A 24,045-nucleotide genomic window follows, 5' to 3' on the forward strand; every position below is an offset into this window, starting at 1 on the left:
AACGATCAAGACGAGGCTGATATGGCAAAAGAGTACAAAGATCTGGTCGTGGGGTTGGACATCGGCACCGCCAAGGTGATGGCGGTGGTGGCCGAGGTGTTGCCGGGCGGCGAGCTCAAGCTCGCAGGCCTTGGCATTGCCCCGGGCAACGGGCTCAAGCGCGGCGTGGTGGTCAACATCGACGCCACGGTGCAGAGCATCCAGCAGGCGCTCAAAGAAGCCGAGTTGATGGCCGATTGCAAGATCACGCGCGTGTACACCGGCATCACCGGCAGCCACATCCGCGGCATCAACTCCAGCGGCATGGTGGCGGTGAAGGACCGTGAAGTCACGCCGGCCGACGTGGCGCGCGTTGTGGAGACGGCCAAGGCGATCAATATCTCCACCGACCAGCGCCTGCTGCTGGTGGAGCCGCAGGAGTTCGTGATCGACGGGCAGGACGTGCGCGAACCCATCGGCATGAGCGGCATCCGCCTCGAAGCGAAGGTGCACATCGTCACCGGTGCGCAGAGCGCGGCCGAGAACATCATCAAGTGCGTGCGCCGCTGCGGGCTCGAAGTGGAGCAACTCATGCTGAATCCGCTGGCCTCCAGCCTGTCGGTGCTGAGCCAGGACGAGCGTGAACTCGGCGTTGCACTGGTGGACATCGGCGCGGGCACGACCGACGTGGCCATCTTCACCGGCGGTGCGATCCGACACACGGCGGTGATCCCGATTGCGGGCGACCTGATCACGAGCGACATCGCGATGGCGCTGCGCACGCCCACGAAAGACGCAGAAGACATCAAGGTGGAGAGCGGCTGCGCCAAGCAGTTGCTGGCCGATCCGGAAACGCAGGTGGAAGTGCCGGGCCTGGGCGACCGTGGTCCGCGCATGCTCAGCCGGCAGGCGCTGGCCGGCGTGATCGAGCCGCGTATCGAGGAAATCTTCTCGCTGGTGCAGCAGGTGGTCCGCGAGTCGGGCTTCGAGGAAGTGCTGTCCTCGGGCATCGTGCTCACCGGCGGCAGCGCGGTGATGCCGGGCATGGTGGAACTGGGTGAGGACATCTTCCTCAAGCCCGTGCGCCGCGGCCTGCCGCGCTACTCGAGCGCGCTGTCGGACATGGTCGCCCAGCCGCGTGCGGCCACGGTGATGGGTTTGCTGGAAGAAGCGCGCCTCGCACGGCTGCGCGGCTTCAAGGTGGCACAGAAGAACGGGTCGATGTCGACCGCGCTGGGCCGCGTCAAGGACTGGTTCGTGGGCAACTTCTGAGGACGATGTGATGCACAGGAAACTCTATCTCGCCCGCGGAAGCCCGCCTCGCATCGATTGCCGATGGCGGTGCACCGGCCCGCCTTCATGAACGTTGGGAAATGAACGTTCAACACACGACACAAATAAAACTGTCTTTAACTATCTGGCAACTGCAGGAATCTAGGAGCACCAAATGCCTATCGAAATGATTGAAGTCGAAGAGTTCAACCTGGGCACGCAAATCAAGGTCATCGGCGTCGGTGGTGGTGGCGGCAACGCTGTCGCGCACATGATCGACCGTGGCGTGCAAGGCGTGGAATTCATCTGTGCGAACACCGACGCGCAAGCGCTGGCGCGCAGCGTGGCGCACAAGACCATCCAGCTGGGCAACAGCGGCCTGGGCGCGGGCAGCAAGCCCGACAAGGGCCGTGACTGCGCCGAAGTTGCCGTGGAAGACATCCGCGCGGCCATCGACGGCGCGCACATGCTGTTCATCACCGCCGGCATGGGCGGCGGCACCGGCACCGGCGCTGCACCCGTCATCGCACGCGTGGCGAAGGAAATGGGCATCCTGACCGTGGGCGTGGTGACCAAGCCCTTCGAATTCGAAGGCGGCCGCCGCATGACCAATGCCGATGCCGGTCTGACCGAACTCGAAGCGAATGTCGACTCGCTGATCGTCGTGCTGAACGAGAAGCTGCTCGAAGTGCTGGGTGACGACGTCACGCAGGACGAAGCCTTCGCACACGCCAACGACGTGCTGAAGAACGCCGTCGGCGGCATCGCCGAAATCATCAATGTGCCTGGCCATGTGAACGTCGACTTCGAAGACGTGCGCACGGTGATGGGTGAGCCCGGCAAGGCGATGATGGGCACGGCCGTGGCTTCCGGACCGGACCGCGCGCGCATTGCCGCCGAACAGGCCGTCGCCTGCCCGCTGCTGGAAGGCATCGACCTGTCCGGCGCCAAGGGCGTGCTGGTGCTGATCACCGCCGCCAAGGGTTCGCTCAAGCTGGCCGAGTCGAAGCTCGCGATGAACACCATCCGCGCCTACGCTTCGCCCGATGCGCATGTCATCTACGGCACGGCCTACGACGACGGCCTGGGCGACGAGATCCGTGTGACCGTGGTTGCGACCGGCCTGTCCCGCCAGGGCCAGCGCCGCACGGCCCCGCCGCTGCAGGTGCTGCGCACCGGCACCGACAACGTGCCGTTCCACGTGCCCACGGTGAACAACGCCGTCGGCGGTCCCGGTGCAGCGATGCCCGCGCAGACCGTTCAGCAACCCGACTACGGCACGATGGCCGTGCCGAGCGTCTGGCGCACCAACCGCACGCAGGCGGCCGCCAAGGTCGATGCGCTGTCGTCGGGCGGCATGGACGACTTCGAAATCCCGGCCTTCCTGCGCAAGCAAGCCGATTGATCGTGCCTACCCCCGAAGCGGCTCTGCCGCCTCCCCCTCAAGGGGGCGACACCTGCGGCCCGGCGAAGCCGGTTCCGCGGTGTCACTGGCCTAGAGCCCTTTCGGGCAAGGCTTATTCTGGGTAAGTAAAATTCAGTCCCTATGCTTCAGCAGCGCACACTGAAATCGATCACCAAGGCCGTGGGCGTGGGTCTCCATAGCGGCCAAAGGGTCGAGCTGACGCTGCGTCCCGCGCAGCCGGACACGGGCATCGTGTTCCGGCGTGTGGACTTGCCGCAGCCGGTGGACATTCCGATTTCAGCGCTGGCGGTCACGGACACGCGGCTGGCTTCCACCATCTCGGCAGGCGGCGCGAAGGTTCACACCGTCGAGCATCTGATGTCTGCCTGTGCAGGTCTGGGCATCGACAACCTGTATGTGGACATCACGGCCGAAGAGGTGCCCATCCTCGACGGGTCGTCGGCGTCGTTCGTGTTCCTGCTGCAAAGTGCGGGCATCGAGATGCAGAGGGCGCCCAAGCGCTTCATCCGCGTGCTCAAACCAGTGGAAGTGCGTGAAGGGCAGGGCGAGAACGTCAAGTGGGCACGGCTCGAGCCGTACCACGGCTACCGCCTCAGCTTCGAGATCGAGTTCCACCATCCGGCTGTGGATTCGACCGGCCAGAGCGTCGTGTTCGACCTCGGTCAGGGCAACTACAGCCGCGACATCGCACGTGCACGCACCTTCGGCTTCACCAGGGACGTGGAGATGATGCGCAGCAACGGCCTCGCGCTCGGTGGCGGGCTGGACAATGCGATCGTCATGGACGACTACAAGATGCTCAATAGCGACGGCCTGCGCTATGACGACGAGTTCGCCAAGCACAAGATCCTCGACGCCATGGGCGACCTGTACCTCGTCGGCAAACCGCTGCTGGCCGCCTACAGCGCATTCCGCTCCGGCCACGCCATGAACAACAAGCTGCTGCGTGAACTCCTCTCGCAGCAGGACGCCTACGAGGTCGTCACCTTCGAGGACGATCGCAAGGCACCGACCGGCTTCGCGCAACCCGCGCGCGCCTGGTGAACCACCGCAAGGAACGCTTGCGATGCTGATTTTCCGCTGGCTCGTTCTCCTGCTTCTGCTCGCGTCGGCCGTGAGCTTCGCGTTCTATGCCGGCACCGGCCAGCCGCGTTTCAAGCAGTGGGGCCTCATCATCCTGAAATGGACGGTGATTGCGGCGCTCGCCTTCTTCGGCGTGCTGGTGCTCGAGCGGCTGGCCTGAGCGTTGTCTGGCATGACCTGTTGTAAAGGTCTGTTTCCTTAACGATCTTTGACTTTTCATTTCCTCTTCCTCCCTTAGCCTGCCGGCCAAGGTTCTGGGAGAGGAAGAAAGTTTGACTACGCACCCACATTCGGCGGGCATTGCCATGCATCCGCCGAAAGCGATGCCGCAAGCGGCGCATCCGCTGGCATGCCTATGTACGCTGGCACGGTTTCATCAGATCGCCGCCGATCCAAATACGCTTGCGCATCAGCTCGGTCTGTCCAACAACGAGCCTGTCACGACACAGGATCTGCTTCTGGCGGCGAAGCACCTGGGCCTTAAAGCGAAGCTGAGCAGAACGGGTGCGGAGCGCCTGCAATTGAGTCCGCTGCCTGCTCTGGCCTTCCTCCGGTCTGAAGAAGGCGAGGTGCGCACGGTGCTGCTGGCCCAGTGCGACGGCCAGCGGGTGCTGTATCAGGAAGGCTCGGCCAACCGCCCGACGATCGAACCGCTGGAGCAGTTCAAGGCGCACTGGACGGGTGAGCTCATCCTGGTCACCAGCCGCGCGAGCCTGGCCGGAGAGTTGGCCAAATTCGACTTCAGCTGGTTCATCCCGAGCCTGGTCAAGCACCGCAAGCTGCTCGCCGAAGTGCTGGCCATCAGCTTCATGCTGCAGCTGTTTGCGCTGGTGAGCCCCTTGTTCTTCCAGGTGGTGATGGACAAGGTGCTGGTGCACCGGGGCCTGACCACGCTGGATGTGCTGGTCATCGGGCTGGTGGTGGTGGTGATCTTCGAGAGCGTGCTCTCAGGCCTGCGGGCTTACGTGTTCAGCCACACCACGAGCCGCATCGACGTGGAGCTGGGCGCGCGCCTGTTCAGGCATCTGGTCCAGTTGCCGCTGGCGTACTTCCAGTCCCGCCGCGTGGGCGACTCGGTCGCCCGCGTGCGCGAGCTGGAGAACATCCGCAGCTTCCTGACCGGCAACGCGCTCACGGTGCTGCTGGACGTGGTGTTCTCGGTGGTGTTCGTTGCGGTGATGCTGTTCTACAGCGTGAGCCTCACACTCATCGTGCTGGCGAGCCTGCCGCTGTACTTCGGCCTGTCCCTGTTCGTGGTGCCGGTGCTGAGGAAACGGCTGGACGAGAAGTTCGCGCGCGGTGCCGAGAACCAGTCGATGCTGGTGGAGACGGTGACGGGCATCCAGACGGTGAAGGCGAGTGCCCTGGAGCCTGCCTTCGCCCGACAGTGGGACAACCGCCTGGCCGCCTACGTCTCGGCCAGCTTCAAGACGCAGAACCTGGCGACCTGGGCACATGAGGGCGTGAACCTCATCGGCAAGCTGGTGAACGCGGCCACGCTGTGGTGGGGTGCGCACCTCGTCATGGACAACCAGTTGACCGTCGGCCAGTTCGTGGCCTTCAACATGTTCGCGCAGCGCGTGGCGCAGCCCATCATGCGCATGGCGCAGCTGTGGACCGACTTCCAGCAGACAGGCATCTCCATGGCGCGGCTGGGCGACATCCTGAACACCCGCACCGAGGGTGCACCGGCCAACGCCGCGCAACTGCCGCCCGTGAAGGGCCGCATCGTGCTGGACGGCGTGCGCTTCCGCTACCGGGCCGAGGCCGCACCGGTGCTGAGCGACGTGCACCTGGACATCCGTGCGGGCGAGGTGCTGGGCATCGTCGGCCGCTCGGGTTCCGGCAAGAGCACGCTCACCAAACTGATCCAGCGGCTGTACGTGCCCGAGCAGGGCCGGGTGCTCATCGACGGCATCGACGTCAGCCTCATCGATGCAGCGCAACTCAGAAGGCAGGTGGGCGTGGTGCTGCAGGAGAACTGGCTCTTCAACCGCAGCGTGCGGGAGAACATCGCCATCGCCGACCCGGCCGCGCCCATCGAAGCCGTGATCCAGGTCGCAAAACTTGCCGGTGCGCACGACTTCGTGAGCGAGCTGCCCGAGGGCTATGACACGATCGTGGGCGAGCAAGGCTCGGGCCTCTCGGGCGGGCAGCGGCAGCGCATTGCCATTGCCCGGGCGCTCTTCACCAACCCGCGCATCCTGATCCTGGACGAAGCGACGAGCGCGCTGGACTACGAGAGCGAAGCCATCATCCAGCAGAACATGGCGCGCATCAGCCAGGGCCGCACGGTGATCATCATTGCGCACCGCCTCTCGGCCGTGAAAGATGCCCACCGCATCGTCGTGATGGAGAAGGGCCAGATCGCCGAGGAGGGCAGCCATGCCCAGTTGCTGGGCAAAGTCGACGGCATCTATGCACGCCTGTGGAAGATGCAGGACGGAAGGCAGGTGGAGGCATGAGCGCGCCGCCATCCTCGGCCAACGAAGCTGCTGCGCCGGGGCACCCGGTCGCCGAACTCCTCAAACGCTACGCCACCATCTTCAAGGCCGCGTGGGCCTTGCGCCACCAGATGGCAGGGCCCGCAAGGCTGGCCGATGAAGCGGCCTTCCTGCCCGCAGCGCTCAGCCTGCAGGAGACCCCGGTTCACCCTGCACCACGAAGATTAGCCTGGGCGCTGATCGCACTCTTCGTCATCGCGCTGGCCTGGGCCATCCTCGGCCAGATCGACATCGTGGCCGTGGCGCCAGGCCGCATCGTGGTGAGCGAGCGCACCAAGGTCATCCAGCCGCTGGAGACCAGCGTCATCCGCAAGGTTCTGGTCAAGGATGGCGACAGGGTCAACGCCGGACAGGTGCTGGTGGAGCTGGACCCCACCATGGCCACCGCAGACAAGGCGAACGTGGCCGAGCAACTGGAGTTCGCGCGCAGTGAAGACCTGAGGACGAGCGCGCTGCTCAAGGCCATCGATGCGCAGACACCGCCCACCATCTCGACCACGGAGCCGGCGCAGACCCGCAACCAGCTCAATGCCGAATGGCAGGACATCCGGGCCAGGCTCGCACGGCTGGACGCCGAACTCAGCCGCAGGCAGGCCGAGCGCGAAACCGTGAAGGAAACCATCGCCAAGCTCGAAGCCACGCTGCCGATGGCGCAGGCACGCGAGGCGGACTTCAGGCGTCTGGTGGAGCAGGGCTACATCTCCGGTCATGCCACGCAAGACAAGACGCGTGAGCGCATCGAGCTCGAACGCGACCTGGCCACGCAGAAGGCGAGGCTGTCGGAAGCGAACCTCATCATCGAGGAAAGCCGCCAGACCAGAAGCGCGTACCTCGCCGAAACCCGAAGAGCACTGCAGGACCGGCAAGCCCAGGCCGCGTCGCGCCATCAGCAACTCGCGCAGGACCAGGCCAAGGCCACACAGCGGGAGAACCTCACCCAGCTGAGAGCGCCGGTAGACGGCACGGTGCAGCAACTGGCCGTGCACACCGAAGGCGGTGTCGCCACCGAAGCGCAACCCCTCATGGTCATCGTGCCGCAGGAAGCCGAAATGACCGCAGAGGTGACGCTGGAGAACAAGGACATCGGCTTCGTCGAAGCCGGGCAGGAGGCCACCATCAAGATGGAAACGTTCCTGTACACGCGCTACGGCACGGTGCCGGCCACCGTGCAATGGGTCACGCCCGATGCGGTGAATGACGAGAAGCGCGGCGCGATCTTCCCGGTGACGCTCATCCTGAAGGCAAAGCAGATGGATGTGGATGGCAGGAAGGTGAACCTGTCACCGGGCATGAGCCTGACGGCGGAGATCAGGACGGGCAAGAGACGTGTGATCGAGTATCTGCTCAGTCCGATTCAGAGGGCGGGGAATGAGAGTTTGAGGGAGCGGTGATGCACAGCGGGTCTATTAACTACATCCGCAACAGCGTGGCCCGTACCGTGGGTGCCATCGACTTCGAAGAGAAATCCTTGAGTTCTTAATTTATTTAGAAAGAAGAAAGCTGAATGAATCTACTAATTATTCTTGCGCTAACAGGATTGATTTTTTCGTTCTTATCTATTGCTTTCTGGGCTGCATTTCAATCTGAAACCTATTTTAGGCATGCATTTACCAAACCTCCAAGCTTTAAGGATTGCTCAACTAACTGGGTAGTCGCTTACGCAATGACAAGAATATTTCTATATTGCCTTTTCGCATTGGCTTTTACTTACTTCATTAAGGCATTCACAAGATCATGACCGTCCCAAATTTCGTCACCGACTCCGGCCGCGCCGATACCGCCTGGGGCGAACTGCGCGTCTGGCAGGACACCATCCAGGACGGCGTGAGCCAGGCCTCCGAGCTCAAGACGCTCGCCTCGCTGAACATCACCGGCATCGACCTGAACGGCAGCGCCACCGGCCCCCAGGCCGGCCAGACCCTCAACAACAACCGCGTGGCCCTGTCCACCACCTACATCCGGGGCGGCGTCGCCCGCACCGTGGGTGCCATCGACTTCGAGGAGAACGCCTTCTTCTCCGAGATCCCGCCCGAGCTGGTGGACGAGGAGGGCAACCCCGTCACCGTAAATAATTTCCTGAACAACCATCTCCAGAGAACATATGAACTCCATTGATTCCACCGAAAGCAACGAGTCTCTCCGTTCCTTTCTTCGAACTCTTCCAAAAACAATTGATGGAATTTCTCTTTGCCTTTGTTTCGCAGCTACCGTCATCTGGATAGCAGGAGCCTTGGTTTATCCGCAGATGCAGATAGCCGGTCGATCACCAGAAAAGTTTCTAGTGCTGGCGCTTTTTACGCCTCCAATCCTATTTTTTCTTCTACTGCGATTGAGACAGCTTCCTTGGTCGGGTCATCGGATGAGTCTCATCATTCGAGCCATCTTGCTTCCCGTCGTATTTTTCCTCATTAATTTCTAAGAGGTCACTATGAGCATTCTAGAAAAAGCAATAAATATCGTCGAACAAATCGAAGGTTTCAGCGGTGTTTGGCAATCCCTTGTGAAGCTGAAAGAAGCGGAAGAGCCAATTGAAGTAGCCGCAGCTGCTTCTCAATTTGTTGCCGAATTGGCACTTGCTGGAGCAATCACCGCCACAGTTAGAACATCAATGTCCATGGTTCGCCTCGGGCTGGCTGTATCTGGACAAATTTGGAAATGGGAAGCACTGTCTTATGCAGCAGGTGCTGCAGGCAGCATCACAGCCAGTCAGCTAATTGATGCGGTTAATGAATGGGGGTTGGGCGGAAGAATTTATGATCTCACGCATCCCGATCCGCTAACTAACGAATACTTCACCTCAGCCCGCTCCTTCATCCTCCCCCGAGACCCCCTCGTCCTGGACCTGGACGGCGACGGCCTTGAACTCCTTTCCGCCTCCGGCTCCATCCTCTTCGACCACAACGCCGACGGCATCGCGACCGGCACCGGCTGGGTCCGCCCCGATGACGGCCTGCTTGTGCGTGACATCAATGCCAATGGCTCCATCGACTCCGGCCGCGAACTCTTTGGCGTGGACACCCTCAAGAACGACGGCTCTCTGGCCTCCAACGGCTTCGAGGCATTGAGCCAGCTCGACGCCAACGGCGACGGCCAGATCACCAGCGCCGATACCGCCTGGGGTGAACTGCGCGTCTGGCAGGACACCAACCAGGACGGCGTGAGCCAGGCCTCCGAGCTCAAGACGCTCGCCTCGCTGAACATCACCGGCATCGACCTGAACGGCAGCGCCACCGGCCCCCAGGCCGGCCAGACCCTCAACAACAACCGCGTGGCCCTGTCCACCACCTACATCCGGGGCGGCGTCGCCCGCACCGTGGGTGCCATCGACTTCGAGGAGAACGCCTTCTTCTCCGAGATCCCGCCCGAGCTGGTGGACGAGGAGGGCAACCCCGTCACCGTCACCGAGACCGCGCAAGATCTGCCCCAGATGAACGGCACGGGCATGGTGCGCAACCTCAGGGCCGCCATGAGCCTGCAGAACGCCGATGGCGCTGCGCTGCTCGCTTCGGTGCAGACCGTGGCCGCCGGGCAGACGCGGGATGCGCAGTGGGGCGCGATGGATGGCCTGCTGCTCAACTGGGCCAAAACTTCGACTTACTGGGAGAGTCTGGAGGAGTACCTCGGCGGGCCCGTCACCATCGTGCCGCCTGCGGGCATGACCGAGCAGCAGTACCGCGACATGATCGCCGTGCTGGAGGCGTTCAATGGCAGCAGGTTTTTCAATGATGGGACAGAGGGTTTGCCATTGCCCGCCGGCCTTACCATCTCGACGGGATCTGGTCAGAAGCGGTTCCGGATTGCACCATCTGCGGTGCAGAGCGCGCTATTGCGAAATGCGTACGACGCACTCAGGGTCAGCGTCTATGAGTCAGTGATTCTCCAGACACGCTTGGGCGCCTATCTGGACGCCATTGAACTTGATGTCAATGAGGCAGGTGAGGTTGCCATGAACGCCGATCGACTCATTGAGTTGATTGAGCTCAAAGCCGCCTCCGATCCGATCAACGCGCTGGTTGATGTCCTTGAACTCCAGAAATATAGCGCTGACCTGCTTACACAAGCGCGATTCGACTTTGATGCATGGTCTGCAGAACTGGCAAGAAAAGTTTCTGGCAACGAGGCATCGGTTGCTGAGCTCGAATCCTCCGGACTCGTTCTGGTGTCCGGGCAGGCGGGCGCAGGTACCTTGAATCTCCTTGTCGGATCTACGGAAAACGATGTGCTGCGCACTGGAAGCGGCGCTGAAAGAATATTTGGCGGATCGGGCGATGACCTGATCGAAGCAGGTTCAGGGGATGACACTGTGGAAGGGGGAGGCGGGAGCGACGAAATCCGCGGAGGACTGGGGGCGGACAAAATTGATGGCGACGAGGGCGACGACAGGATTACCGACATTGATGGTTTCAACGTCATACAAGGCGGAGCAGGCAACGACACGATCGTTGGCGTGGGATCTCTGAGTGGAGGAGAAGGCGACGATCACCTCGCTGGCTCCGGAACTTTTGAAGGCGGCAAGGGAAACGATACATTGACTGCCTCGGATGCGAGCCATGGCGACATCTATGTCTTCAACATAGGTGATGGTCATGATTCGATCTACGAAATCAGCGACAGTGGCGACTTCAGTAGCGATGTGATCAGGTTCGGAGCGAGCATCCAATCGACGGATGTGCAGATCTGGCGTGCCAACGCTGCAGACATGATGCTGAAATACAGCGCTACGGACACGATTCTTCTGCGTCGATACTTTGCGACGGGGGATGCCTTTATCGAGACACTGCAGTTCGACGATGGAACCAGCATGACGTTGGCGCAGATGATGGATCTGGTGCCGGTCGAGGAGTATCAAGGCACCGCTGCTGCCGAAGATCTGTTTGGTTGGAGTGGCATTGATCGTATCAACGGCGGCGGCGGTAACGACTACATCAACGGCTTGGAGGGAGATGATTTCATTGATGGGGGCGAAGGCGACGACACAATCTTTGATGTGCAGGGGATCAATGAGATTCAAGGTGGGGATGGAAACGATGTAATCGAAGGCGCTGGAATTTTGTCGGGCGGTGATGGAGATGATCAGCTGACTGGAACAGCGGGGGACCACACTATTGATGGAGGTCGGGGGAACGATGCAATCAGTGCCCACGGTGGAAGTCAGGAAATTTCCGGAGGCGAGGGAGACGACGTAGTGACGGTGAATTTTGGAAGCCACCACCGCATTGACGGTGGCGATGGTGATGACACGATCACTTCTTATGCGGATGACCAGATCATTGTGGGCGGCGTTGGCAACGACACGATCTATGCGAATGGAACGATATCTGGCGGCGAGGGTGATGACGTGCTGATCGGTGGCTCTCGTGCCAGCGTGTATGTGTTCAATCCGGGAGATGGCAAGGACGCCATCTTGGAAGAAGGGCTTTCAACCTGGTCGTTTCCTGAGTCTGGCTTTAAAGACATCATCCGGTTTGGCTCGGGTATCAGTGCGCGAGACATTACGCTGGAACGCGAAGGCAATGATCTGATCTTCTGTGTCAACGAAACTGACCGGATTGCAGTACGGGAATGGTTCTCGAGTTCTTCCCGCTATATAGAGGAAGTGCATTTTGCGGACGGAACAGTCTGGGGCGAACACGAGATTCTTTGGCACGCATTCCCCTTGGGCGAGAACTCTGCGCCAAGAGCTGTGATTGCAGTGAACTCACAAACCGTGCAGGAAGAAGTCGCATGGGCGTTTACGTTACCGGATCTTGCATTTGCTGATGACGACGTTGATGTTTATGCGCCGGAGTATGAAGTGTTGACCTATGCGGCGGAATTGGCTGATGGACTACCGCTGCCGGACTGGCTTACTTTCGACCCGGCAGCTCAGGCATTCTCTGGAGTTCCCCCTCTTGGTAGTGAAGGCACTTACAACATCCGAGTCACCGTTACTGATCGAGTTGGGGCCAGTGCGTCGCAAAGCTTTGAAATCAACGTTGCTCCGCGAGCGGATCAGTCGGTGATTCCTGCGACGCCGGGCAATGACTTCTTGATGGGAACGGCGGGCGACGACATCTTGAACGGCCTTGCCGGGAATGACAATCTTTACGGCGGGATGGGCAACGATATCTACCGTTGGGGTCGCAATATGGGCAGCGATACGATTGTCGAAGCCGGCGGACGGGATCGGGTTGAATTGTTCGACCTGAACCCGGGCGACATTGCAGTGAGTAGCGACGCAGCCACCCATTCGCTCATCATCACCGACGTGGCGACGGGGCAGCAATTGACGATTGCGTCGATGCTGATGATTGGCATGGAGTCCTACTTTGCAATTGAGCAGGTACGCTTTGCCGACGGTACCATCTGGTCGGCGGCAGAATTGGTGGCGCGAATTGACGAACAGCCGCCTGCTGGGGCATTGACTGTGCTTCACGTCGAGGGGGAGCGATACGTCCTGGGTACTGGAACGAGCGATTCAATTGTCGGACAGGCGGGAGTTGATCACCTGTTCGGGCAAGGCGGCAACGATGTATTGAAGGGCAGCGAAGGCAACTCGTCGCCTGGGTACGTCACATTTGACTATCTGGATGGCGGTGCCGGCGACGATGTGTATCTCGTCGAGCTGGGCGGGCCCGCAGTGGTCGTTCAGCAGGCGAGCGCCTCGTCGAATGACATAGACATCATTCGTTTCGATGCAGGATTCACGCCCGAAGTGCTTGTGTTTTCACACATCAATCACGAAATTCTGTTGATCGAAACGATTTATGGGAATCCGCTGGCGGAAGTCGAAGGTTGGTGGGACTCTGCAGTCCGCCGGATCAGCGCGTTGGAATTCGCCGATGGCAGGCAAATATCAGCCAGCGAGATCGATTCGATGATTTCGACGGGTTACTACGCACCCGGCACCGGTATAACGGAAGTTACGACGCACGGCGAAGCAACGGCTTGGGTATGGGGCAACAACGCCGACGAAACTTTCAACGGTAGCGTTGCCGATGACCTGATCTGGGCTGCGGGGGGCAACGATCTGATCGTTGGCGGGGCAGGAATCGACGTGCTACAGGGAGAATCGGGTAGCGACCTTTACCAGATCGCGCGCGGCGATGGAGAAGACCGAATCATCGAATCGCGCTCCGATCCTGCCAACGTGGACGTGGTTCAGTTCGGCAGTGACGTGGCGTTCGACCAGCTATGGTTCGATCGCTCGGGAGACGACCTGCGGGTGAGCATCGTCGGCACCGCGGATCGGTTCACGATCGAAGGCTGGTATCTGGACAATCCTGGGCGGATCGAGGAGTTTCGTTCCGGCGATGGTCATCTGCTGCTGGAGAGTCAGGTGCAGAACCTGGTGCAGGCAATGGCGTCGTTCGCGCCACCTGCCGCAGGGCAGACGACGCTGCCACCCGGCTATGCGTCTTCACTCAGTCCGGCGCTGGCCGCTAGCTGGCAATGACCCGCAGGGGGCGGGCGTCAGTAGCTCCGCCCCTTGCGGAACATCGCACTCGAACGCCGCTCCAGCGGCGCGGCTGCAGCCAGCCTGGCCATCGACTGCCCCGCATGCGCATGCGTGATGGCCAGGCCCAGTGCATCGGCGGCATCGGTGCCGGGCAGGCCCGGCAGCTTGAGCAGGCGAGCCACCATCTCCTGGACCTGCGCCTTCGCGGCCTTGCCATGACCGGCGACGGCCTGCTTCATCTGCAGTGCGGTGTACTCGGCCACCGGCAATGAGGCTGAGACAAGGGCGGTGACGCAAGCACCGCGCGCCTGGCCCAGCAGCAGCGTGGACTGCGGGTTGACGTTGACGAAGACGATTTCGACCGCAGACGCATCGGGCTGGTAGCGCGCCGAGAGTTCGCTGATGCCGTCGAACAGCACCTTGAGACGCGCGGGCAGTTCGCCGCGCGCCATGTGCCTTGTGCTGATGGTCCCGCTCGCCACGTAGCGTAGTGTGTGGCCCTCGACGTCGATCACGCCGAAGCCGGTGGTCTGCAGGCCGGGGTCGATGCCGAGGATTCGCATGTCGCCGTGCGCCGGTTCAGAGGCCGAAGTACCAGCGCACCGAGTGGAAGAAGATCGGCGCTGCAAAGCACAGCGCGTCCACACGGTCGAGCATGCCAGTCGCGCCCGTCACCGAGCGCGCCTCGTTGCCCCAGTTGGTGACCCCGCGGTCACGCTTGAGTGCCTTCATCACCAGATGTCCCAGCGAACCCGCGACGCAGGCGATGAGTGCCATGCCCAGTGCCTGCCCCGGCTTGAACGGGGTCAGGAAAGAAAGCAGCCCACCGACGAAACCACCCGCCAGCACACCGATGCCCCAGCTGGGCCAGTTGAAACTGCTGCTCACGTTGGGCGCAAAGGGCGCGCGCTTGAACTGCAACGAGGCGAGATGCTGCGCCAGCATGCAGCTCTGCACGGCGAGCACGAGATAGATGACGAGGAAGGCCTGCTTGCCGCTGTAGTTGGGAAAATCGAGCAGCAGCAGCGCCGGAACATGGCTCATGCCGTACACGCAGACCATGATGCCCCATTGCAGCTTGGCACTGCGCTCCAGGAAGCGCATCGGGTCGTCGGCCAGCGCGCTCACCACGGGCAGCGCGAGGAACACATAGACCGGAATGAACACGGTGAACAGGTCGAAGTGCCGCGTCGCCACCAGCCAGAACTGGATGGGCAGCACCATGAAGAACGCGAGGATCAGGCTGCGGTGATCACCACGTCGCGTGGGCGAGAGCGTCATGAATTCGCGCAGCGCGAAGAAGGCAACGAGTGCGAACAGCACGGTGGCCACGGTTGCACCCAGCGACCAGCCGATCCAGAAGACCACGGTCATCAGCCACGAGGCCTTGAGCAGCGCGCCCATATCGGCCAGCAAGATGCGGCGCGCCTGGCCGGCTTCCGTATCCGGCTGCTCGCGCAGGTTGAGCGTGAAGAGGACGATGCTGCACAGCATCAACAGGCCGAACAGCACGACGAACAGCAATGCCACCTGCTGGCCGGGTGCGAGGGCGCGCAGGAATGCGTTGACGCCCATCACACCTCCCGCAGCGCCATCACGGCCTGGCGCGCACGCTCGAGGAAGACCTTGCGGTCCTCGCCTTCTTCGGGCTTGATCGGCGCGCCGAAGGTGACCGAGCAGAGCACGGGCACCGGAATCACTTCACCCTTGGGCAGGAGCCGCTGGATGTTGTTGATCCATGCCGGCACGAGCACCGCGTCCGGGAAACGCTGCGACAGCGAATACAGCCCCGACTTGAACGGCTGCGGCTCTTCCTGGTGGCCGCGCGTGCCTTCGGGAAAGATGATGATCGAGTCGCCGCTCTTCAGCGCATCTACCAGCGGCTGCAGCGGGTCTTCATCACCCTTGCGCTCGCGGTCCACATAGACCGCGTTGAACACGGCGGTGGTGATCCACTGGCGGAAAGGCGTCTTCGTCCAGTAGTCCTTCGCGGCAATGGGCCGCGTGATGCTGCGCAGCTCGGAGGGCAGCGCGGCCCACATCATGACGATGTCGGCATGGCTCTGGTGGTTGGCGAAATAGATGCGCTGCTCCGCCTTGGGCGGGCAGCCATACCAGCGTGCCTGCGCACCGGTGAGCAGTCTGACCAGTCCCAGCAGGAACCAGCCCATCATCTTGGCAGCGAACATCGGTCGATGTTAAGCCAACATCAAGGCAATACCGCGTCGCCCATCCGCGCGGTGATCGTCGATGCCCTGCTCGCCAGATAGGCCGAGTTCGGCAGCTTCTCGAAGAACTTCGGGCGCGGCAGCATGACGGCCAGCCGCGCGGCCTCGTACGGTGTGAGTTTCGCAGCGCTCTTGCGGTAATAGTGTTGCGCCGCGGCTTCCGCGCCGAACACGCCCTCGCCCCACTCCACGCTGTTGAGATACAGCTCGAGGATGCGCTTCTTGGACAGCAGCACTTCCAGCGACATGGTGAGCACGAACTCCTGGCCCTTGCGCAGCATGGTGCGCTCACCGGAAAGCAGCAGGTTCTTGGCCAGTTGTTGCGTGATGGTGGAGCCGCCGACGATGCGTGCGGGACGCGCCGGGCGCTGCGCCTGCGCGCGTTTGGCGGCGGCTTCCTCGGCCTTGGCATTGCGCTGCCAGGCTTTCTCGATGGCTTCCCACTCCACGCCATCGTGGTTGATGAAGTCGCCGTCTTCGCTGGCGATGACCGCGCGTTTGAGGTGGTCGGAAATCCGGTCGTACGGCACCCACTGCTGGCGCCAGCGCAACTGGCCGCGTTCCCGCACGATGGCCATGGCCTCCGAACGCTGGAACGTGGTGGATTCCGGGTCGACCACTGCCGCGAACGCGATGCGTGCGATGAAGAACACCTCCAGCGCCAGGCCGGCCAGCACGACCAGCGCAACCCAGCGGAGGACGGGTTTCATGCGGCTTGCGTGAGAACGGTGGACGGCGCGAGCGATTCGCGCAGTTCGGCAAGCACCTGCGCCGACGGCGGGCGCATGCCGCGCCAGATGAGGAAAGCCTCGGCCGCCTGTTCGACCAGCATGCCCAACCCGTCGCGCGGAACTGCGCCGTGCGCTTCGGCCCATTGCAGGAAGCCCTGCGCGGCGGGACCGTACATCATGTCCACGGCCAGCGCGTGCGGCTTGAGCACCGATGCGTCCACGGGCACAGAGTCGCCCGCGAGGCTGCTTGCGCTGGCATTGACCACCACGTCGAAGCTGCCGCGCGTGGCCTGGATGTCCTGCACGTGCAGCAGCACGCCATGCTTCTGTGCCAGCGTGGCATGTCGCGCCGCGAGTGTTGCTGCGCGTGACTGCGTGCGGTTGACCAGCGTGAGGCTGCGCAACCCGGTCTCGATCAGCGGCCCGAGCACGCCGCTGGCCGCGCCGCCCGCGCCGATCAGCAGCAGGTCGCACCCGCGCAGCAGGATGCCCGCGTTGTTCTGGATGTCGTTCACCAGGCCCACACCGTCGGTGTTGTCGGCGTGGATGCCGTCTTCCTCGAAGCTCAGCACGTTGGCCGCTGCGGCCAATGCGGCGCGCTCGCTCACGGCCTGCGCCAGCGGGATGGCTTCGAACTTGAACGGCACCGTGATGTTGCAGCCGCGCGCGCGGCCGGCCGTCTCGTCGCGCAGCCGCTGCACGGATTCCGCGAAGCCTTCGAGCGGGATCAGTCGCTTCTCATAACGCAATGCCTGCCTGGTGAGTTCGGCGAAGCGCGCGTGGATCCACGGCGACTTGCTGTGCTCCACCGGGTTGCCCATCACGCAGTAAAGATCGGGCATGCCGGTGCTCATTGCGCCGCGCCCGAACCGGTGCCCGTCGTCACGGTTTCGAGCGTTTCGTCGCGCGTGAAGCGGAAGCGTGAGGACACCACCATGACCTGGAACTCCTTGAGCATGGCCTGTGTGAAGGCGCCATACGGTGCGCCTGCGCGCACGATCGTCTGCGCCATGCGATCGAGCGAGCGGTTGCCAGAGCTCTGAACGATCTCGGTGCTGATCACCTCACCGCGCAGGTTCAGGCTGATGAGCATGGTCAGCTCGCCATAGAGCTTGTTGCCGTTGGCGCTGGGGAAATTCTGGGTGCCCAGGCCTTCCACGCGTTCCTTGAATCGGCTGTAGTAGAGCGCATGCACGCCGGCCGCCGTGGACGGGCTGATGTAGCGCCGCTTGGGCCGCGCATTCTCTTCGTTGACGCGGCGCTCGATCTCGGCGAGCAGTTGCATGAGCTGTTTGCGCCGTTCTTCCTGCGACTGCGCCTCCGGCGTGTTGCTCGGGCGCTTGGGGTCGGGCGGCGGCATGGCGGCGAGCACCTGCTTCATCTGTGCCAGCAGCATCTGCTGCTGTTCCTGCATCGCGTCGATCTTGCGCTGCGCGTCTTCGGACGAATCGCCCACGGAAGTCAGGGCCGAGGGCGGCAGCGGGCTGGTGGCGCGGCCTTTCTCGACGTTGCCACCGCCGGAGAGCGCGAACTGCGCAATGGCCTGCGCCTTCTCGGGCCGCTCGTTGGTCTTGGCGTTGACAAGGATCACCTCCAGCGGCGTGTCCTGGAAAACGCGGTTGAAGGATTCGGGGTCCACGAAGCGCACCGTCAGGAGGATGGCATGCACGGCGATCGAAGCGCCGAGGGCAATCTGGAGGGTACTGAGGGACCGCAGGTTCACGGAGTCGGATTATCGCTGCTGGCGGGCGCGGAATCACCAGTTTCCCCGTCGGGTTCACTGGCAATGTCCATGGCGATCGCAATCGGCCCGGCCACGGGTTCCTCGTCGCCATCTTCTTCCTCGGCGGCGGCTGGCGGGGCCGAGTCCAGCCGTTCGACGACGGTCCCGGCCACGTCCAGCGTGATGAGATCGATCTCGCCCAGCTTCACGCGCACATGCGCCCCGCGCGGCAGGGCCTGCCCGCCGAGCACCGGCAGCACCAGCGGCAGGTCGTCGGCGCGCACCAGCGTGTCCTTGAAGGCGGTCGCGGTGAGTTCGGTGATGTTGTTCTGCTGCAGATAGCGCAGCGTCCAGAAGCGCTCCATCCCTGCCTGATGGCCGTTGTACGCGCTGTAGGCGGCGTCGAAGCCGGAGATGATCGAGAACAGCTCGGCGTCCTTGGGCTTGAACGGCGCGGCCAGCGCGGCGGTGCGGCCGTGCCGCGCGCACGCAATGATTTGCCACTGGTTCACCAGGTCGGTGTAGCGCCGCAGTGGAGAGGTGCTCCACGCATAGCTCTTCACGCCGATGCCGGCGTGCGGCAGCGACTTGGTGCCCATGCGCACCTTCACACCGGGCGCCAGGCTGGCCTGGCTGCGGTAGATGCCCGGAACGCCGAGTTCCGCCAGCCAGCCGCCCCAGGTGCTGTTGGCCAGGATCATGGCTTCGGCCACGATCAGATCGAGCGGCGCGCCGCGCTGCCGGGTGGAAATCTGCACGGCCTCGACGCCGGAAGGCTCGCTCCCGTCGTGATCGGCCAGACGGAAGTTGTAGTCCGGCCGGTTGAAGTTCTCCGGCTTGCCGCGCACGACCTCGCGCGCGGCCTTCAGGTGCCGGGCGAGGCGGAACAGGAAGGCGAGGTCCGCATGCGCAACCCCGTCCGCGTGCCCCTGCGGCAGCGTCTGGCCGGTCCCGGAGGTGAGCAGCCAGTCTTCGGTGACGACGCTGTCGAGCTGGTCGTGCCGCAGGTTCACGGCAATCGGTACCTGCTCCAGCTTCGTTTCGCTCGCCTGCAATTCAAGCGTGACTTCGTCGAAAGTGACATACAGCGACACCGCGGGGCAGTTGCGCCCTTCCTGCAGCGTGTAGCTTTGCACCACGTCGTCCGGCAGCATGGTGATCTTGTAGCCGGGCATGTAGACGGTGGACAGGCGCTGGCGCGCGACCGCGTCCACCGCGCCGGATGGTTTGAGCGCGAGGCCGGGCGCGGCGATGTGGATGCCCACCGTCACCTTGCCGGAGCCCAGGCCCTGCACCGACAGCGCGTCGTCGATTTCCGTGGTCTGCGAGTCGTCGATGGAGAACGCCCGCACCGGCGCGACCGGCAGTTCGTCGGCAATCGCCGGTGCTTCGAGCGCGGGAAAGCCCGTGCCTTTGGGGAAGTTGTCGAACAGGAAGCGCTTCCAGTGGAACTGGTAGGGCGAATCGATCGCGCCCGCCTTCTGCAGCAGGTCCAGCGGTGCCGTCTGCGTGGCGCGTGAGGCTTCGACGACGGCCTTGTATTCAGGGGCGTTCTTGTCCGGTTTGAACAGGATGCGGAAGAGTTGTTCACGCACGGGCGCAGGGCATTCGCCGCGGCCGAGTTCTGCGGCCCAGGTGTCGATCTGTGCCTGGATCTGCTTTTTCTTCTCGATGGCGGCCAAAGCCTGCTGCACGATTTCGGCAGGGGCCTTGCGAAAGCGCCCCTTGCCCGCACGGCGGAAGTAATGCGGCGTCTCGAACAGGCGCAGCAGCATGGCGGCCTGCTGTTCCAGCGGCGTGGGCTTGCTGAAATATTCGCCGGCCAGTTCGGCGAAACCGAATTCGTCCTCGGGCGCGAATTCCCACGCCAGGTCGACGTCGATTTCTGCGGCCTGCGCGCGTGCGGCGTCCATCAGCGCTGCCGGTTGCGGCTTCTCGAATCGCAGCAGGATGTTGGCGGCCTTGACCTTCACGCGCTTGCCGCTGTCGAGCTCCACCTGCGCAGAAGCTTCCGCTTCGGACAGCACACGACCGGCCAGGAACTTGCCGGCTTCTTCAAACAATACAAACATGGGCTGCATTGTCCCACGCAGGGTGGCGGCGGAATCCGGTATCTGGCGTCAGGCGAGGGCCAGGAATTCCAGCACGGCGTCGATGTGCAACGAGAAGTCGCTGATGGCATGGTCGCCGCCGTCCAGCAGGCGGATGGATGCGCCGGGGTAGCGGCCTGTCATCTCGCGCCAGTCCAGCACCTCGTCGCCCTTCGTGATGACGGCAAAGTAACGGGACGGGTCTTGCACCGGCCCATGTTCCAGTGCGCGGAGTTCGTCCACGAAATGGGGCTGGAAGTAGAAGCGCTCATCGGGGTTGTGCCAGCTCGTCTGCTCGCCGATGTAGCGCGCCAGATCGCGTGCAGGGTTCACGGCGGGATTGAGCAGCACGGCTTTGCAACCGGTGGTTTCGGCAACGTGCGTGGCATAGAAGCCGCCGAGCGACGAGCCGACCACAGCCATGCGATCCTGCGGCCAGTCGGCGATACGGCCGATCACCTGTTCCATGGCCTCGCGCGGCGAGGGCGGCAGTTGCGGGCACCACCAGTGCACCTGCGGATGCTGGCTCGCCACACGCTCGGCCATCATGCGGGCCTTGATCGACTTCGGCGACGACCGGAAGCCGTGCAGGTAGAGCAGATGGGTCGTTCGTGGTCGCGAAAAGTCCATCGCCGCATGATGCCATGTGCTCCGGCAGGGCCTGTCCGGCGGATAATCGTGGCCTATGTCTGCCGTATTCGAACGCCCTCCGCTCATGCGCCGCGTGCTGCCGGTGTTCCAGGGCTTCGACGGGCCGCTGGCATTCGCCATCTTCCTGCTGGCCTGCGCAGGGCTGGTGACGATGTACTCGTCAGGCTTCGACCACGGGACGCGTTTCCTGCAGCATGGCCGCAACATGCTGATTGCCGGCTTCATCATGTTCGTGGTGGCGCAGATTCCGCCGCAGCGGCTGATGCAGTTCGCCGTGCCGCTTTATACGGTGGGCGTCGCACTGCTCATTGCGGTGGCGATCTTCGGCATCACGAAAAAGGGCGCGCGGCGCTGGGTCAACGTCGGCATCGTGATCCAGCCCTCCGAAATCCTCAAGATCGCCATGCCGTTGATGCTGGCCTGGTGGTTCCAGAAGCGCGAAGGGCAACTGCGGCCGCTGGACTTCCTCGTGGCGGGCGTGTTGCTCGCTGTGCCGGTGGGGCTGATCATGAAGCAGCCCGACCTGGGCACGTCGCTGCTGGTGCTGGCGGCGGGTCTCGCCGTGCTGTTCTTCGCCGGCCTGCCCTGGAAGCTGGTGCTGCCGCCAGTGCTGCTGGGCCTTCTCGGCATCTTCCTGCTGGTGTGGTTCGAGCCGCAGCTGTGCGAGCAGGGCAACCGCTGGCCGATCCTCCACGACTACCAGCAGCAGCGCATCTGCACCCTGCTCGACCCCACCAAAGACCCGCTGGGCAAGGGCTTCCACATCATCCAGGGGATGATCGCCATCGGTTCGGGCGGCATGTTCGGCAAGGGCTTCATGCAGGGCACGCAGACGCACCTCGAGTTCATTCCCGAGCGCACGACCGACTTCATCTTCGCGGCGTATTCGGAGGAATTCGGCCTCGCGGGCAACATCTTCCTGCTGTGCGCCTTCATCTTCCTGATCTTCCGCGGCCTGATGATCGCGCTGGAAGCCCCGACGTTGTTCTCCCGGTTGCTGGCCGGGGCGGTGACGATGATCTTCTTCACCTACGCCTTCGTGAACATGGGTATGGTCAGCGGCATCCTGCCCGTCGTGGGCGTGCCGCTGCCGTTCATCAGCTATGGCGGCACGGCCATGGTGACGCTGGGGCTGGCCATCGGCATATTGCTGTCGATCTCCAAGTCCAAGCGGCTGGTGCAGTCCTGAAGCTTTCGGGGCGCATTGACCGCACGGTGCACGGGCGGGCCGCAACTGCCTAAAATGGCCCGATGATCTCCCGCGAACCCACCCTCGAACGTCTGGCCATCGCGCAGCAACTGCTGCTCACCCCCTTCGGCCTGGACGAATCCCACCTGAGCCGCGCGCTGGCGGAAATCACCGCGCACAAGGTGGACGACGCGGACCTGTACTTCCAGTACACCCGCAACGAGGGCTGGAGCCTGGAAGAGGGCATCGTCAAGACGGGCTCCTTCAGCATCGACCAAGGCGTCGGTGTGCGGGCGGTGAGCGGCGAAAAGACGGCCTTCGCCTACTCCGACGACATCTCCGAGGCGTCCTTGCTGGACGCGGCGCGCACGGTGCGTTCGATCTCTGCCGCCTCGCGTTCGGCCCGCACCAAGGTACCCGCGCGCAAGGTGGCGGGCAGCCGCTCGCTGTATGACGGGCTGGATCCGATTGCCACGCTGGACAGCACGGCGAAGGTGAAGCTGCTCGAAAAGGTCGAACAACTGGCCCGCGCACGCGATCCGCGCATCGTGCAGGTGATGGCAGGCCTCGCCGCTGAATATGACGTGGTGCTGGTCGCGCGCGCCGATGGCACGCTGGCTGCCGACGTTCGCCCGCTGGTGCGACTTTCGGTGACCGTCATTGCCGAGCAGAACGGCCGCCGCGAGGTGGGGTCCGGTGGCGGTGGCGGGCGCTTCGGCCTCGCGTACTTCACCGATGACACCATTCAGACTTATGTGAGCGACGCGGTGTCCGCCGCGCTGACCAACCTGGAGGCGCGGCCCGCACCGGCCGGCGAGATGACCGTGGTGCTCGGCTCCGGCTGGCCGGGCATCCTGCTGCACGAAGCCATCGGCCACGGGCTCGAGGGCGACTTCAACCGCAAGGGTTCGAGCGCGTTCTCCGGCCGCATCGGCCAGCGCGTGGCGGCCAAGGGCGTCACCGTGCTGGACGACGGCACCATTGCCGATCGACGCGGCTCGCTGAACGTGGATGACGAAGGCAACGCGAGCCAGCGCAATGTGCTGATCGAAGACGGCATCCTGCGTGGCTACATCCAGGACTCGATGAACGCGCGCCTCATGAAGGTCAAACCCACGGGCAACGGCCGCCGCGAGAGCTATGCGCATATCCCGATGCCCCGCATGACCAACACCTACATGCTCGGCGGCGACAGGGACCCGCAGGAAATCGTCGCCAGCATCAAGAAGGGCCTGTACGCCACCAACTTCGGCGGCGGGCAGGTGGACATCACGTCGGGCAAGTTCGTGTTTTCGGCGAGCGAAGCGTTCTGGGTGGAAAACGGCAAAATCCAGTATCCGGTGAAGGGCGCGACCATCGTCGGCAACGGCCCGGACGCACTCACGCGTGTGAGCCTGATCGGCAACGACATGGCGCTCGATTCGGGCGTAGGCACCTGCGGCAAGGAAGGCCAGAGCGTGCCGGTGGGTGTGGGACAGCCCACGCTGCGCATCGACGGGCTGACGGTGGGCGGCACGGCCTGACATGGACCCGGCACGACACGTTGCTCCAGCCTGTCAGAAACCTGTGCTACATTTCGCCCCTATGCAAATCCGCAGCGCTTTTTACTTTTACTTTTGGTTCCCGGTCTCCGGCGGACTAGAGGCGCGCGCGTAAAAAGCAAACAGATCTCAAGTCAAAACCGCCGGAACCGAAAGGTCCCGGCGGTTTTTTTATTCCCACAGATTTCAG

Annotated in this window: 18 protein-coding genes; 10 read left to right on the forward strand and 8 right to left on the reverse strand. The window is 63.1% G+C overall.

The annotated features are described in order from the left end of the window. The first annotated feature begins 21 nt into the window (after window positions 1-21). From ftsA to ACO2Q9_RS13740, 8 genes are all read left to right on the forward strand, one after another. Window positions 22-1,251, forward strand: coding sequence for a cell division protein FtsA (gene ftsA, locus ACO2Q9_RS13705; RefSeq protein WP_423312276.1), 1,230 nt, complete (start codon window positions 22-24; stop codon window positions 1,249-1,251). Between the two features lie 175 nt (window positions 1,252-1,426). After that, entirely contained in the window at window positions 1,427-2,656 is a 1,230-nt protein-coding gene (gene ftsZ, locus ACO2Q9_RS13710; protein ID WP_423312278.1) for a cell division protein FtsZ, read from the forward strand. Window positions 2,657-2,797: 141 nt separating this feature from the next. After that, entirely contained in the window at window positions 2,798-3,721 is a 924-nt protein-coding gene (gene lpxC / locus ACO2Q9_RS13715) for a UDP-3-O-acyl-N-acetylglucosamine deacetylase (protein WP_423312280.1), read from the forward strand. 22 nt (window positions 3,722-3,743) lie between these two features. After that, a complete protein-coding gene (locus ACO2Q9_RS13720) occupies window positions 3,744-3,920 on the forward strand; it encodes a hypothetical protein (RefSeq protein WP_423312282.1) in 177 nt (58 codons plus the stop codon). Between the two features lie 145 nt (window positions 3,921-4,065). After that, window positions 4,066-6,225 carry a type I secretion system permease/ATPase gene (locus ACO2Q9_RS13725; RefSeq protein ID WP_423312489.1) on the forward strand — a complete coding sequence of 720 codons (2,160 nt, stop codon included), beginning with the start codon at window positions 4,066-4,068 and terminating at the stop codon, window positions 6,223-6,225. Continuing rightward, window positions 6,222-7,655 carry an HlyD family type I secretion periplasmic adaptor subunit gene (locus ACO2Q9_RS13730; RefSeq protein ID WP_423312284.1) on the forward strand — a complete coding sequence of 478 codons (1,434 nt, stop codon included), beginning with the start codon at window positions 6,222-6,224 and terminating at the stop codon, window positions 7,653-7,655. Before ACO2Q9_RS13725 ends, ACO2Q9_RS13730 begins: the two co-directional genes overlap by 4 nt. 343 nt (window positions 7,656-7,998) lie before the next feature. Then, window positions 7,999-8,379: a hypothetical protein gene (locus ACO2Q9_RS13735; RefSeq protein ID WP_423312286.1), complete on the forward strand. Its 381-nt coding sequence runs from the start codon at window positions 7,999-8,001 to the stop codon at window positions 8,377-8,379. 313 nt (window positions 8,380-8,692) lie between these two features. After that, a complete protein-coding gene (locus ACO2Q9_RS13740) occupies window positions 8,693-13,699 on the forward strand; it encodes a calcium-binding protein (RefSeq protein ID WP_423312288.1) in 5,007 nt (1,668 codons plus the stop codon). A 17-nt stretch (window positions 13,700-13,716) separates the two neighbouring features. On the opposite strand, the gene ruvC is transcribed toward ACO2Q9_RS13740, so the two are convergent. From ruvC to ACO2Q9_RS13780, 8 genes are read right to left on the reverse strand one after another with little or no spacing between them, the layout of a single operon-like run. Then, window positions 13,717-14,265, reverse strand: a complete 549-nt coding sequence (ruvC, locus tag ACO2Q9_RS13745) for a crossover junction endodeoxyribonuclease RuvC (RefSeq protein WP_423312291.1) — start codon at window positions 14,263-14,265, stop codon at window positions 13,717-13,719. Between the two features lie 16 nt (window positions 14,266-14,281). Beyond that, window positions 14,282-15,277 (reverse strand): phosphatidate cytidylyltransferase, encoded by a 996-nt coding sequence (locus ACO2Q9_RS13750; RefSeq protein ID WP_423312293.1) that lies wholly within the window; start codon window positions 15,275-15,277, stop codon window positions 14,282-14,284. Further along, a complete protein-coding gene (locus ACO2Q9_RS13755; RefSeq protein ID WP_423312295.1) occupies window positions 15,277-15,891 on the reverse strand; it encodes a lysophospholipid acyltransferase family protein in 615 nt (204 codons plus the stop codon). Before ACO2Q9_RS13755 ends, ACO2Q9_RS13750 begins: the two co-directional genes overlap by 1 nt. 20 nt (window positions 15,892-15,911) lie before the next feature. Then, the gene (gene mtgA / locus ACO2Q9_RS13760; protein ID WP_423312297.1) at window positions 15,912-16,640 is read right to left on the reverse strand and encodes a monofunctional biosynthetic peptidoglycan transglycosylase; all 729 of its coding nucleotides are present in this window, start codon (window positions 16,638-16,640) and stop codon (window positions 15,912-15,914) included. Beyond that, a complete protein-coding gene (gene aroE, locus ACO2Q9_RS13765; RefSeq protein WP_423312299.1) occupies window positions 16,637-17,503 on the reverse strand; it encodes a shikimate dehydrogenase in 867 nt (288 codons plus the stop codon). Before aroE ends, mtgA begins: the two co-directional genes overlap by 4 nt. 8 nt (window positions 17,504-17,511) lie before the next feature. Beyond that, a complete protein-coding gene (locus tag ACO2Q9_RS13770) occupies window positions 17,512-18,378 on the reverse strand; it encodes a TonB family protein (RefSeq protein WP_423312490.1) in 867 nt (288 codons plus the stop codon). 2 nt (window positions 18,379-18,380) lie between these two features. After that, window positions 18,381-20,456: a ribonuclease catalytic domain-containing protein gene (locus ACO2Q9_RS13775; RefSeq protein WP_423312301.1), complete on the reverse strand. Its 2,076-nt coding sequence runs from the start codon at window positions 20,454-20,456 to the stop codon at window positions 18,381-18,383. 48 nt (window positions 20,457-20,504) lie between these two features. After that, window positions 20,505-21,104, reverse strand: coding sequence for a YqiA/YcfP family alpha/beta fold hydrolase (locus ACO2Q9_RS13780; RefSeq protein WP_423312303.1), 600 nt, complete (start codon window positions 21,102-21,104; stop codon window positions 20,505-20,507). A 55-nt stretch (window positions 21,105-21,159) separates the two neighbouring features. Here ACO2Q9_RS13780 and rodA point away from each other — a divergent pair, with 55 nt between their 5' ends. Together rodA and tldD are read left to right on the forward strand one after the other, a co-directional pair. Next, complete coding sequence (gene rodA / locus ACO2Q9_RS13785) at window positions 21,160-22,314, forward strand: rod shape-determining protein RodA (protein WP_423312305.1); 1,155 nt, start codon at window positions 21,160-21,162, stop codon at window positions 22,312-22,314. A gap of 62 nt (window positions 22,315-22,376) precedes the next feature. Beyond that, a complete protein-coding gene (tldD, locus tag ACO2Q9_RS13790; RefSeq protein WP_423312307.1) occupies window positions 22,377-23,837 on the forward strand; it encodes a metalloprotease TldD in 1,461 nt (486 codons plus the stop codon). Window positions 23,838-24,045: the final 208 nt, after the last annotated feature.

The organism is Variovorax sp. VNK109 (assembly GCF_049445855.1).
Classification (GTDB): domain Bacteria; phylum Pseudomonadota; class Gammaproteobacteria; order Burkholderiales; family Burkholderiaceae_C; genus JAGOCV01.